Origin of the sequence: Klebsiella sp. CN_Kp091, assembly GCF_040065095.1 — a bacterium.
GTDB lineage: Bacteria > Pseudomonadota > Gammaproteobacteria > Enterobacterales > Enterobacteriaceae > Klebsiella > Klebsiella aerogenes.
Genome location: NZ_JBEAIO010000005.1, coordinates 214,377 through 227,027 on the forward strand (window position 1 = coordinate 214,377; position 12,651 = coordinate 227,027).

At 54.6% G+C, this 12,651-nt stretch carries 10 protein-coding genes; 8 read left to right on the forward strand and 2 right to left on the reverse strand.

The features are described 5' to 3' along the window. Positions 1-61 precede the first annotated feature (61 nt). The 8 genes from tig to ABLV17_RS05600 all read left to right on the forward strand — a co-directional run bounded on the left by tig (position 62) and on the right by ABLV17_RS05600 (position 9,836). Positions 62-1,360: a trigger factor gene (gene tig / locus ABLV17_RS05565; protein WP_015367952.1), complete on the forward strand. Its 1,299-nt coding sequence runs from the start codon at positions 62-64 to the stop codon at positions 1,358-1,360. Between the two features lie 311 nt (positions 1,361-1,671). Next, a complete protein-coding gene (gene clpP, locus ABLV17_RS05570; RefSeq protein ID WP_003021624.1) occupies positions 1,672-2,295 on the forward strand; it encodes an ATP-dependent Clp endopeptidase proteolytic subunit ClpP in 624 nt (207 codons plus the stop codon). A gap of 134 nt (positions 2,296-2,429) precedes the next feature. Beyond that, positions 2,430-3,704 carry an ATP-dependent protease ATP-binding subunit ClpX gene (clpX, locus tag ABLV17_RS05575; RefSeq protein WP_015704591.1) on the forward strand — a complete coding sequence of 425 codons (1,275 nt, stop codon included), beginning with the start codon at positions 2,430-2,432 and terminating at the stop codon, positions 3,702-3,704. A gap of 183 nt (positions 3,705-3,887) precedes the next feature. Beyond that, complete coding sequence (gene lon, locus ABLV17_RS05580; RefSeq protein WP_015367948.1) at positions 3,888-6,242, forward strand: endopeptidase La; 2,355 nt, start codon at positions 3,888-3,890, stop codon at positions 6,240-6,242. 206 nt (positions 6,243-6,448) lie between these two features. Next, positions 6,449-6,721, forward strand: a complete 273-nt coding sequence (gene hupB / locus ABLV17_RS05585; protein ID WP_002444653.1) for a nucleoid-associated protein HU-beta — start codon at positions 6,449-6,451, stop codon at positions 6,719-6,721. 214 nt (positions 6,722-6,935) lie between these two features. Then, positions 6,936-8,810, forward strand: a complete 1,875-nt coding sequence (ppiD, locus tag ABLV17_RS05590; protein ID WP_087860375.1) for a peptidylprolyl isomerase — start codon at positions 6,936-6,938, stop codon at positions 8,808-8,810. Positions 8,811-8,958: 148 nt separating this feature from the next. Continuing rightward, a complete protein-coding gene (locus ABLV17_RS05595) occupies positions 8,959-9,324 on the forward strand; it encodes a helix-hairpin-helix domain-containing protein (RefSeq protein WP_162750174.1) in 366 nt (121 codons plus the stop codon). Between the two features lie 110 nt (positions 9,325-9,434). Next, entirely contained in the window at positions 9,435-9,836 is a 402-nt protein-coding gene (locus ABLV17_RS05600; RefSeq protein ID WP_020079469.1) for a YbgC/FadM family acyl-CoA thioesterase, read from the forward strand. A gap of 291 nt (positions 9,837-10,127) precedes the next feature. Here ABLV17_RS05600 and queC read toward each other — a convergent pair whose 3' ends face one another. Together queC and ABLV17_RS05610 are read right to left on the reverse strand one after the other, a co-directional pair. Next, positions 10,128-10,838, reverse strand: coding sequence for a 7-cyano-7-deazaguanine synthase QueC (gene queC, locus ABLV17_RS05605; RefSeq protein ID WP_308959032.1), 711 nt, complete (start codon positions 10,836-10,838; stop codon positions 10,128-10,130). Positions 10,839-10,904: 66 nt separating this feature from the next. Next, positions 10,905-12,605 (reverse strand): SgrR family transcriptional regulator, encoded by a 1,701-nt coding sequence (locus ABLV17_RS05610; protein ID WP_308959033.1) that lies wholly within the window; start codon positions 12,603-12,605, stop codon positions 10,905-10,907. Positions 12,606-12,651 lie beyond the last annotated feature (46 nt).

Genomic DNA, 12,651 nt, shown 5'->3' on the forward strand with positions numbered 1-12,651 from the left:
GAAGCCACCTACACGCGCTTCCAGAGTTGACCGAGCACTGTGATTTTTTTGAGGTAACAAGATGCAAGTTTCAGTTGAAACCACTCAGGGCCTTGGGCGCCGTGTAACGATTACTATCGCCGCTGACAGCATCGAGAATGCTGTCAAAAGCGAGCTGGTCAACGTAGCGAAAAAAGTTCGCATTGACGGCTTCCGTAAAGGCAAAGTGCCGATGAATGTTGTTGCTCAGCGTTATGGCGCTTCCGTTCGCCAGGACGTGCTGGGCGACCTGATGAGCCGTCATTTCGTTGACGCGATCATCAAAGAGAAAATTAATCCGGCCGGCGCGCCGAACTACGTTCCGGGCGAATACAAGCTGGGCGAAGACTTCACCTACGCGGTAGAGTTCGAAGTGTATCCGGAAGTTGAACTGAAAGGTCTGGACGCAATCGAAGTTGAAAAACCGGTTGTTGAAGTCACCGACGCTGACGTTGACGGCATGCTGGACACTCTGCGCAAGCAGCAGGCGAACTGGAAAGAAAAAGAAGGCGCCGTTGACGCTGAAGATCGCGTTACCATCGACTTCACCGGTTCCGTAGACGGCGAAGAGTTCGAAGGCGGTAAAGCGTCTGACTTCGTACTGGCGATGGGCCAGGGTCGTATGATCCCGGGCTTCGAAGACGGTATCAAAGGCCACAAAGCTGGCGAAGAGTTCACCATCGACGTGACCTTCCCGGAAGAGTACCACGCTGAAAACCTGAAAGGTAAAGCCGCTAAGTTCGTTATCAACCTGAAAAAAGTTGAAGAACGCGAACTGCCGGAACTGACTGCTGAATTCATCAAACGTTTCGGCGTTGAAGATGGTTCCGTAGAAGGTCTGCGCGCTGAAGTGCGTAAAAACATGGAACGCGAGCTGAAAGGCGCCGTGCGTAACCGCGTTAAATCTCAGGCTATCGAAGGCCTGGTGAAAGCGAACGACATCGACGTTCCGGCTGCTCTGATCGACAGCGAAATCGACGTACTGCGTCGTCAGGCTGCTCAGCGTTTCGGCGGTAACGAGAAACAGGCTCTGGAACTGCCTCGCGAACTGTTCGAAGAGCAGGCTAAACGTCGCGTAGTTGTTGGCCTGCTGCTGGGCGAAGTGATTCGCACCAACGAGCTGAAAGCTGACGAAGAGCGCGTGAAAGGCCTGATCGAAGAGATGGCTTCCGCGTACGAAGATCCGTCAGAAGTGGTTGAGTTCTACAGCAAAAACAAAGAGCTGATGGACAACATGCGCAACGTGGCGCTGGAAGAGCAGGCTGTTGAAGCCGTGCTGGCGAAAGCTAAAGTGTCTGAAAAAGCCACTTCCTTCAACGAACTGATGAACCAGCAGGCGTAATTTCGCCCGGCTGTTTAAAGTTCGCGCAAAAACCCGTTGCCGAAAGGCTGCGGGTTTTTTTATTGCAATGATAGGCTTAGGATGAGTGCTAAAACACATTTTCAGTGATAGCGTTACTCCAAAAGGTTGTTATGCTTGAATTATGGCTGCGCCATCCCCATAACCGGGGGACGTATCTGCATCCGCAGCGTCAGAAATAATGACCAGCTCAACGTATCAGTGCCCTGCGGATAGAAACTCTGGCTGATAATCCGTCCATAAGGTTACAATCAGTGCAGCAGGTTTTTTCAAAATTAATCCAGGAGACGGAAATGTCATACAGTGGCGAACGAGATAACTTTGCACCCCATATGGCCCTGGTGCCGATGGTCATTGAACAGACCTCACGCGGTGAACGTTCTTTTGATATCTATTCCCGTCTGCTCAAGGAACGCGTTATTTTCCTGACCGGCCAGGTGGAAGACCACATGGCTAATCTGATCGTGGCGCAGATGCTGTTTCTGGAAGCGGAAAATCCAGAAAAAGATATTTACCTGTACATTAACTCTCCGGGCGGCGTGATCACCGCCGGGATGTCAATTTACGACACCATGCAGTTCATCAAGCCGGATGTCAGCACTATCTGTATGGGGCAGGCGGCTTCAATGGGCGCCTTCCTGCTGACCGCCGGGGCGAAAGGTAAGCGTTTCTGCCTGCCGAACTCCCGCGTGATGATTCACCAGCCGCTGGGCGGCTATCAGGGCCAGGCGACGGATATCGAAATCCATGCCCGTGAAATTCTGAAAGTGAAAGGGCGCATGAATGAACTGATGGCGCATCATACGGGTCAATCCCTTGAGCAGATCGAGCGCGATACCGAGCGTGACCGCTTCCTGTCGGCGTCGGAAGCGGTGGAATACGGCCTGGTCGATTCCATCTTAACCCATCGTAATTGATGCCCGTGGCGTAAGGGTGCCGCTATACTTGTTTTAACTACTGGGCGGCACAACGCGTGATCGCGACTTGCGCCTGAGAATGGCATTTGCGTCGTCATCTGCGGCACAAAGAACTTAAGAAGAGGTTTGGACTCATGACAGATAAACGCAAAGATGGTTCGGGCAAACTGTTGTACTGCTCTTTTTGCGGCAAAAGCCAGCATGAAGTGCGTAAGCTGATCGCCGGGCCATCCGTGTATATCTGCGACGAATGCGTTGACTTATGTAACGACATCATTCGCGAAGAGATTAAAGAAGTCGCTCCGCACCGCGAGCGCAGCGCGCTGCCGACGCCGCACGAAATTCGCCACCATCTGGACGATTATGTTATCGGCCAGGAACAGGCGAAAAAAGTGCTGGCCGTGGCGGTATACAACCACTACAAACGTCTGCGCAACGGCGACACCAGCAATGGCGTAGAACTGGGTAAAAGCAACATTCTGCTGATCGGGCCGACCGGCTCCGGTAAAACGCTGTTGGCTGAAACGCTGGCGCGTCTGTTGGATGTTCCGTTTACTATGGCCGATGCCACCACGCTGACCGAAGCGGGTTACGTGGGTGAAGACGTGGAAAACATCATTCAGAAGCTGCTGCAGAAATGCGATTACGATGTGCAGAAAGCGCAGCGCGGCATCGTGTACATCGATGAAATCGACAAAATTTCCCGTAAATCGGATAACCCGTCGATTACCCGCGACGTGTCCGGCGAGGGCGTTCAGCAGGCGCTGCTGAAGCTAATCGAAGGCACCGTAGCCGCTGTTCCGCCACAGGGCGGGCGTAAACATCCGCAGCAGGAGTTCTTGCAGGTCGATACCTCCAAGATTCTGTTTATCTGCGGCGGCGCGTTCGCAGGCCTGGACAAAGTGATTTCCCATCGTGTAGAAACCGGCTCCGGCATTGGTTTTGGCGCGACGGTTAAAGCGAAATCCGACAAAGCCAGCGAAGGCGAGCTGCTGGCGCAGGTCGAGCCGGAAGATCTGATCAAGTTTGGTCTGATCCCGGAGTTTATCGGCCGTCTGCCGGTTGTCGCGACGCTGAATGAACTGAGTGAAGAAGCGCTGATTCAGATCCTGAAAGAGCCGAAAAACGCCCTGACTAAACAGTATCAGGCGCTGTTTGGCCTTGAAGGCGCAGAGCTGGAATTCCGTGATGAAGCGCTGGATGCGATAGCCAAGAAAGCGATGGCGCGTAAAACCGGCGCCCGTGGTCTGCGTTCAATCGTTGAAGCCGCCCTGCTCGACACCATGTACGATCTGCCGTCCATGGAAGATGTCGAAAAAGTGGTGATTGACGAGTCGGTGATCGAAGGTCAGAGCAAGCCGCTGCTGATCTACGGCAAGCCGGAAGCGCAGCAGGCATCTGGCGAATAATTCGCCAATCGACACAAGCAGTTAAGCAAAAAGGGGGGATTTTATCCCCCCTTTTATTTTTCCTGTGTTCCCGCCGTTGAATGTATGGAATACATCCCCATATACTGGATTACATATTAACGGCGACGCGTTAATGAAGGCGTCGTCGGCTACCTGGCGGACTTTAAACTAAGAGAGAGCTCTATGAATCCTGAGCGTTCTGAACGCATTGAAATCCCCGTATTGCCGTTGCGCGATGTGGTGGTTTATCCGCACATGGTCATACCCCTGTTTGTAGGGCGGGAAAAATCTATCCGTTGTCTGGAAGCGGCCATGGACCATGATAAAAAAATCATGCTGGTCGCGCAGAAAGAAGCGTCGACGGATGAGCCGGGTGTAAACGATCTTTTCACCGTCGGGACCGTGGCGTCAATTTTGCAAATGCTGAAGCTGCCGGACGGCACTGTGAAAGTGCTGGTGGAAGGCTTGCAGCGTGCGCGTATTACTGCGCTGTCTGATAACGGAGAGCACTTCTCCGCCAAAGCAGAGTACCTTGCTTCTCCGGTCATTGAAGAGCGTGAGCAGGAAGTGCTGGTGCGTACGGCTATCAGCCAGTTTGAAGGCTACATCAAGCTGAACAAAAAAATCCCACCGGAAGTGTTGACGTCGCTCAATAGCATCGACGATCCCGCGCGTCTGGCGGATACCATCGCTGCGCATATGCCGCTTAAGCTGGCGGACAAACAGTCCGTGCTGGAGATGTCCGACGTGAATGAACGTCTGGAATATCTGATGGCGATGATGGAATCTGAAATCGATCTGCTGCAGGTTGAGAAACGCATTCGCAACCGCGTGAAAAAGCAGATGGAAAAATCTCAGCGTGAGTACTATCTGAATGAGCAAATGAAAGCCATCCAGAAAGAGCTCGGCGAGATGGATGACGCCCCGGACGAAAACGAAGCGCTGAAGCGTAAGATCGACGCGGCGAAAATGCCGAAAGAGGCGAAAGAAAAAACTGAAGCGGAACTGCAAAAGCTGAAGATGATGTCCCCGATGTCGGCGGAAGCTACCGTCGTGCGCGGCTACATCGACTGGATGGTGCAGGTGCCGTGGAATGCCCGTAGCAAGGTCAAAAAGGATCTGCGTCAGGCGCAAGAGATCCTCGATACCGACCACTATGGTCTGGAGCGAGTCAAGGACCGCATCCTTGAGTACCTTGCGGTGCAGAGCCGCGTTAACAAGCTGAAAGGGCCGATCCTGTGCCTGGTTGGGCCGCCGGGGGTGGGTAAAACCTCGCTGGGTCAATCGATTGCCAAAGCCACCGGGCGTAAATACGTACGCATGGCGCTGGGCGGCGTGCGTGATGAAGCGGAAATCCGCGGTCACCGCCGTACCTACATTGGCTCAATGCCGGGTAAACTGATCCAGAAAATGGCGAAAGTGGGGGTGAAAAACCCACTGTTCCTGCTGGATGAGATCGACAAAATGTCCTCCGACATGCGCGGTGACCCGGCTTCAGCACTGCTGGAGGTACTGGATCCGGAACAGAACGTGGCCTTTAACGACCACTATCTGGAAGTGGACTACGATCTCAGCGACGTGATGTTCGTGGCGACCTCCAACTCCATGAATATCCCTGCGCCGCTGCTGGACCGTATGGAAGTGATTCGTCTCTCCGGCTATACCGAAGATGAAAAACTGAACATTGCTAAGCGTCACCTGCTGCCGAAGCAGATCGAACGCAATGCGCTGAAAAAGGGCGAGCTGACGGTCGACGATAGCGCCATTATCGGCATTATTCGTTACTACACTCGTGAAGCGGGCGTTCGTAGCCTGGAGCGTGAAATCTCCAAGCTGTGCCGTAAAGCCGTTAAGCAGTTATTGCTTGATAAATCGCTGAAACATATCGAGATTAACGGTGAAAACCTGCACGATTATCTCGGCGTACAGCGCTTTGACTACGGCCGTGCGGATAGCGAAAACCGCGTAGGTCAGGTCACCGGTCTGGCGTGGACGGAAGTGGGCGGCGATTTGCTGACCATCGAAACCGCCTGCGTTCCGGGTAAAGGCAAGTTGACCTACACCGGTTCACTGGGCGAAGTCATGCAGGAGTCGATTCAGGCTGCGCTGACCGTGGTTCGCGCGCGTGCTGAGAAGCTCGGTATTAACCCGGACTTCTACGAAAAACGCGATATTCACGTGCACGTACCGGAAGGGGCTACGCCGAAAGATGGCCCGAGCGCCGGTACGGCGATGTGCACCGCGTTGGTTTCCTGCCTGACCGGTAACCCGGTACGCGCCGATGTGGCGATGACAGGGGAAATCACCCTGCGCGGTCAGGTGCTGCCAATCGGCGGCCTGAAGGAAAAACTGCTGGCTGCGCATCGTGGAGGCATTAAGACTGTTCTGATTCCTTACGAAAACAAGCGTGACCTTGAAGAAATTCCGGAAAACGTTATCGCCGATTTGGATATCCACCCGGTACAGCGAATCGAGGAAGTTCTGACACTTGCTCTGCAAAATGAACCGTTTGGCATGCAGGTCGTAAGCGCAAAATAGTGATATCGCGCAAATAGCGTTAAGAAAAGTGTGGCTGGTGAGTAAATTCGTACTTGCCAGCCTTTTTTTGTGTAGCTAACTTAGATCGCTGGCAGGGGTCATCGACAACTCTGTTGTAAGGGCATGACAGTCCTGATATAACTGCTGCGCGGTCGCGCCATGAAGGATTCTGGTGCGATATAAATTATAAAGAGAGGAAGAGAACAGTGAATAAATCTCAACTGATTGACAAAATTGCTGCGGGTGCGGACATTTCTAAAGCTGCAGCTGGACGTGCGTTAGATGCTTTGATCGCTTCTGTTACTGAATCTCTGCAAGCTGGGGATGATGTTGCGCTGGTAGGGTTCGGTACTTTTGCTGTTAAAGAGCGTGCTGCCCGTACTGGTCGCAACCCGCAAACAGGTAAAGAAATTACCATTGCTGCCGCTAAAGTACCGGGCTTCCGTGCAGGTAAAGCGCTGAAAGACGCGGTAAACTAATCGGCACTCCCGTCAGGGAATGTGACGAAGTACAAGGGCGCATCGCGAGATGTGCCTTTTTTATTTGTCCAGAACGCGACTTTATGTGTGTTTATGCGCACTTGTGGGCTGACAATTGCCCCGTTTTCTTGTCAAAATACGTCCTCACGCGCGGCAGGCATCACGTGCTATGCTGCGCGAGCTAAAGTCATCTACAGCGGAGCGTTGTTACACCATGATGGACAACCTACGCACGGCCGCCAACAGCGTCGTGCTCAAGATTATTTTCGGTATCATTATTGTCTCGTTCATTTTGACCGGGGTGAGTGGTTACCTGATTGGCGGCGGCAACAACTATGCCGCAAAAGTGAATGGTCAGGAGATTGGCCGCGCGCAGTTTGAAAATGCCGTTGCCAGCGAGCGTAACCGCATGCAGCAGCAGTTAGGCGATCAGTTCTCTGAGCTGGCGGCCAACGAAAACTACATGAAGACCATGCGTCAGCAGGTGCTGAACCGCCTGATCGATGAATCGCTGCTGGACCAGTATGCCCGTGAGCTGGGCCTGAGCATCAGCGACGACCAGGTGAAACAGGCCATCTTCCAGACCCAGGCCTTCCAGTCGAACGGCAAGTTTGATAACGAACGCTTCAGCGGCATCGTGAATCAAATGGGTATGACTACCGATCAATACGCGCAAGCGCTGCGTAACCAGTTGACGACGCAACAGCTGATCAATGCGGTAGCCGGTACCGATTTCATGCTGCCGGGCGAGTCCGACCAACTGGCGGCGCTGGTCTCCCAGCAGCGTGTGGTACGTGAAGCAACTATCGACGTTAACGCGCTGGCGGCGAAACAGACCGTTAGTGATGAAGAGATTAACGCTTTCTGGCAGCAGAACCAGGCCCGTTTTATGGCGCCGGAGCAGTTCCGCGTGAGCTACATCAAGATGGATGCCGCCAGCATGCAGGAAAACGCCTCTGACGAAGAAATCCAGTCATGGTACGACCAGCATAAAGATCAGTTCACTCAGCCGCAGCGTAATCGCTACAGCGTGATTCAGACTAAAACTGAAGCTGATGCGAAAGCGGTACTGGCCGAACTGCAAAAAGGCGCCGATTTCGCCACGCTGGCAAAAGAGAAATCCACCGACATCATCTCTGCGCGTAACGGCGGTGATATGGGCTGGATGGAAGAAGCTTCCACCGTACCTGAGCTCAAAGATGCCGGCCTGAAAGACAAAGGTCAGCTTTCCGGGGTGATCAAATCTTCCGTAGGCTTCCTGGTGGCGCGTCTTGACGATGTTCAGCCGGCACAGGTAAAACCGCTGGCCGACGTGCGTAACGACATCGCGGCAAAAGTGAAACAGGAAAAAGCACTGGATGCATACTACGCGCTACAGCAGAAGGTCAGCGACGCGGCCAGCAATGATAACGAATCCCTGGCGGGGGCGGCGCAGGTCGCCGGCCTGAAAGTGGTTGAGACCGGCTGGTTTGGTCGTGACAGCCTGCCGGAAGAGCTGAACTTCAAGCCGGTTGCCGATGCTATCTTTAATGGTGGTCTGGTGGGTGAAAACGGCGCGCCGGGCAATAACTCCGACATCATTACCGTTGACGGCGATCGGGCTTTCGTTCTGCGTATCAGCGAGCACAAAGCGGAAAGCGTTAAGCCGCTGGCGGAAGTGAAAGCGCAGGTGACCGATATCGTTAAGCGCAATAAAGCGGAACAGCAGGCGAAACTGGATGCCGATAAGCTGTTGGCCGACCTGAAAGCGGGCAAGGGCGATGACGCGATGAAAGCCGCAGGGCTGAGCTTCGGTGCCGCGCAGACCCTGTCCCGTACCGGCCAGGATCCGCTGAGCCAGGCGGCCTTCTCTCTGCCGCTGCCGCAGAAAGATAAAGCGAGCTACGGCGTGGGCAGCGATGCCAAAGGCAACGTAGTATTGCTGGCGCTGGATGAAGTGAAAGCGGGTTCTATGCCAGAAGAGCAGAAGAAAGCGATGGTGCAGGGTATTACCCAGAATAATGCGCAAATCGCATTCGAAGCGCTGATGAGCAATCTGCGTAAAGAAGCCAAAATCAAGCTCGGCGACCTCGTCGACCAGCAGCAATAATTTCGCGCTGCCTCGCAAAACGAGGTAACGTGATGCAACACTCAAAGGCCGCTTTCGCGGCCTTTTCCATTTCCGCAATCTGCCTTTTGTACTCCTTTTTCGCAGCCGCTATCGTGACCTTGCTGTCAACAAACAAGGAGATAACAGCATGAACAGAGGAATGAAAATGGTTATTGTCGCCGTATTGCTGGCTTGTACGGCGGGTTTTCAGGGGGCGCTGGCGGCACCGGCGAGCGGTAAGGCGGTATCGGCAAAAGAGACTATTCAGACTCCGCAAACGAAAATGCCGGCGGAAGCGAAAACGACGGATAACGTCGGCGCGCGGGCCAGCATTAATACAGCCAGCGCGGAGGAGCTAGCACAGGCCATGAACGGCGTTGGGCTCAAGAAAGCGCAGGCAATCGTCAGCTACCGCGAAGAGTACGGACCGTTTAAGACTCTCGACGATCTTAAACAGGTTCCGGGGATGGGGAGTTCACTGGTAGAGAGAAATCTGTCACATCTGACGCTCTAATTTCACCCGCTGCTTTGCACAGTGGCAAATCTTTGCCATGCTAAAGAGGTTACATCATCTGGTGTGACCTCTTACCTGATTAACAACAATAATAGTAAGGCATGTGCGCTATGCAGACTCAAATTAAAGTTCGCGGTTATCACCTGGATGTTTACCAGCACGTTAACAATGCTCGTTATCTGGAGTTTCTTGAAGAAGCGCGCTGGGATGGGCTGGAGAGTAGTCCGGCGTTTCACTGGATGACCAGCCATAACATTGCTTTTGTGGTGGTCAACATCAATATCAATTATCGTCGCCCGGCGGTACTCGGGGATGTGCTTACCGTCACCAGTAAACTTGAGCAGTTGAACGGTAAAAGCGGCACCCTAAGTCAGGTGGTGACCCTTAATCCTAACGGTGAAGTGGTGGCCGATGCGTTGATTACCTTTGTCTGCATTGATCTGAAAACGCAGAAGGCGCAGCCGCTGGAAGGGGAGTTGCGCGAAAAGCTCGACCAGATGAATTTACGCTAACAACAGTCGGACCGAGGAGAGCTGTGAACCCGTCGGGGAGGTTGAGCTCAGGCTTCGTGCCAATTGTTTCCCGGAGGCGGCGCCTGACGCGCCTTTTCCGGGCTACCGGCTGGTGGGATGCTGTGAACCCGTAGCCCCGGTAAGCGAAGCGCCACCGGGGACGTTGAACTGAAGCTTCGTGCTAATCGATTCCCGGAGGCGGCGCCTGACGCGCCTTTTCCGGGCTACCGGCTGGTGGGATGCGGTGCACCCGTAGCCCCGGTAAGCGAAGCGCCACCGGGGACGTTGAACTTAAGCTTCGTGCCCTTGGCCCAGGCCGGTTTTTTGCTTCATGACCGCCATCACGCCGGCCTTATCGCCCAGATACTGATTCAGGCCGTTGGCGCGCAGGTTGCAGGCCGCGCAATGGCCACAGCCGTCGCCCTTGATGCCGTTATAGCAGGTGAGCGTTTCGCGGCGAACCAGATCCAACTGGCCCCAATAATCGGCCAGCGCCCAGGTCTCGGCTTTGTTGAGCCACATCAGCGGCGTTTCAAAGCGAATGTCTTTCGCCATGCCAAGGCTAACCGCATGGTGCAGCGCTTTAACAAATTCGTCGCGGCAGTCCGGGTAACCAGAGAAGTCGGTCTCGCAAACGCCGGTAATAATTGCTTCGGCCTTAACCTGATAGGCGTAGATCGCCGTCAGGGTTAAAAACAGAATATTGCGACCTGGAACGAAGGTATTCGGAATACCATCGGCATCCGGCTCGTAATCCGGTACCGGGATGCTATCGCGCGTCAGGCTGCTCACCGCCAGTTCGTTAAGCAGGGTAACGTCCAGCACTTTATGCGCCACCGCGCCCAGTTTTAGCGCCAGCTCGCGAGCCACGTCAATCTCGGCGCGGTGGCGTTGGCCATAATCAAAAGTGACGCAATGCACTTCATCATACTGTTCCAGTGCCTGCACCAGGCAGGTTGTTGAGTCTTGTCCTCCGCTGAAGACAACTACGGCGCGTTTCATGGCAATTCCTGACTAAATAAGTGAGAGCCATATGGTACCGTCAGACGCTCGCGGCGACCAGCTCTCTCACGTCGACGATGCCGGTAGCCAGGCGCTGGTAAAGTCGAACCAACCTCTGGCATTAAGGCGCAGGCCGTTAACCCCCGGCGGCGCGCTGATGCGGTAATTGTATTTGAATAACGGCGTCATGATGGCGTCATCCATCAGCGTATTGAAGACGTTGCGCAGGGCATCGTTGCGGCTACGCGCTTCGGGCTGCGCCTGCACGGCATCTAACGTAGCCTGCAGGTGCGCATATTGCGCCCCGCTCAGCAAATGGGGCCACAGCGTGTCGCAGCGCAGCCACTGTTCAAGGGTATATTCCGGCGCTTCGCCAATCAGCCGGTCGCCCATCATCATATCGGCCTGCGCCAGATATCGGCAGCCGTCCCAATTTTTGGCGTCGTGAAAAATGAGCGTCAGTTCGCAGCCGAGAGTGGCGAGGCGCTGTTTGAGCTGCTCAGCCATAGTGTGTAATTCGACCGGCAAATGATAGAGCAGGGTGAGCTGGGGCGGCAGCGGCACCTCATGGTTTTCCGGGCCCTGAGGAATGGACCAGCCGGGCAGCACCTCATGGCTCGGCGTGATCAGATCTTCATCCAGCGGTAGCGTTTCCAGCAACGACGAGCGGTGGATAATCGAAATCAGCCGCTGGGCCTGCGCTTTACTGAGACGTGGACTCTGACGCAGGGTCAAATAGCAGAAGCCGAGGCTGATGCTATTGCTCACCTGGCGCAAATTATTGAGCTCTTCTGGATCGCCGATGGTGATCTGTACTGGATGGCGACAGCTGGTGCCGAGATCGCTTTCGAATAGCTGCGGCGTGATCCAATATTCTACCGCCTGGATCAGCGGATGCTGTAAATGGTAGCGGGGATGGTTCTCCAGCCGGACCAGATCCGGGCCAAAAAGCTTTATTCGGAACGGACCGCTACCGAGCGCCGGATCGTCAGGATGCGCCAGCACGCTGCAGTAGCTGGCTAAACGGAACGGTAGCCAGTAGTCCGGGCGATGCAGCGTAATCGTCAAACATTGGGCGTGGGTGACATCGATGCGGCTAATGCTGGCAAAAAGGGTGCGGAGAGCCGGCAGTTCCAGTAGCAACAGTAGTCTTTGCCGCAGCTGTGAGGTTTCCACGGTATCGCCGTTATGCCAGCACAGGGTAGAGCGGATATAAAAGTGCCAGCGCAGTCCATCGGGTGATACCTGCCAGTGGTGCGCCAGATCGCCCACCGGCGTACTGTCGCTATCGTCAAAACGCGTCAGGCCGGAATAGATCTGCCCGGCCAAATGTTGTTCCGCACGCCCGGGGAGAAAACCGGGGCGCAGCGGTTCCAGTGGACGATAGTAGGGAATACGCAGCGTCGGGGTATTGTTTTGCCACTGTCCGCCGAGGAAGGGGTGCAACAACGCTTTCAGCTCAACCGGCGCCAGCTGCGCCAGCTCCAGCGCGTTTTGCTGCTGACCCTTATTTAGCGCCTGTTCCATCATTTCGTTACGCAGGCTTTCCGGGGTCTTGTGGAAACTGAGTTGCCCGCGCTTACCGCGCCCGGAGCTGGCCTGCCAGCTTAACCAACCGGCCTCCTGAGCCTGACGCAGCAGCGTACGGATATGACGCTCGCTGCAAAAGCAGCGTTCAGCCAACTCGCCCACGGTCACCTGCTGCGGTGCGCCGGACGACGGCAGCCATAGCCGCTGGTACTGATTTAATCGGTTTAATAATCTCATTTGCCGAAAACCCGGAACAATAAAAAATATCTATTCACTATTACTT

Coding starts and splice junctions, on each gene's coding strand:
- tig (WP_015367952.1), top strand. CDS start 62: ATGCAAGTTTCAGTTGAAACCACTCAGGGCCTTGGGCGCCGTGTAACG.
- clpP (WP_003021624.1), top strand. CDS start 1,672: ATGTCATACAGTGGCGAACGAGATAACTTTGCACCCCATATGGCCCTG.
- clpX (WP_015704591.1), top strand. CDS start 2,430: ATGACAGATAAACGCAAAGATGGTTCGGGCAAACTGTTGTACTGCTCT.
- lon (WP_015367948.1), top strand. CDS start 3,888: ATGAATCCTGAGCGTTCTGAACGCATTGAAATCCCCGTATTGCCGTTG.
- ppiD (WP_087860375.1), top strand. CDS start 6,936: ATGATGGACAACCTACGCACGGCCGCCAACAGCGTCGTGCTCAAGATT.
- ABLV17_RS05595 (WP_162750174.1), top strand. CDS start 8,959: ATGAACAGAGGAATGAAAATGGTTATTGTCGCCGTATTGCTGGCTTGT.
- ABLV17_RS05600 (WP_020079469.1), top strand. CDS start 9,435: ATGCAGACTCAAATTAAAGTTCGCGGTTATCACCTGGATGTTTACCAG.
- queC (WP_308959032.1), bottom strand. CDS start 10,838: ATGAAACGCGCCGTAGTTGTCTTCAGCGGAGGACAAGACTCAACAACC.
- ABLV17_RS05610 (WP_308959033.1), bottom strand. CDS start 12,605: ATGAGATTATTAAACCGATTAAATCAGTACCAGCGGCTATGGCTGCCG.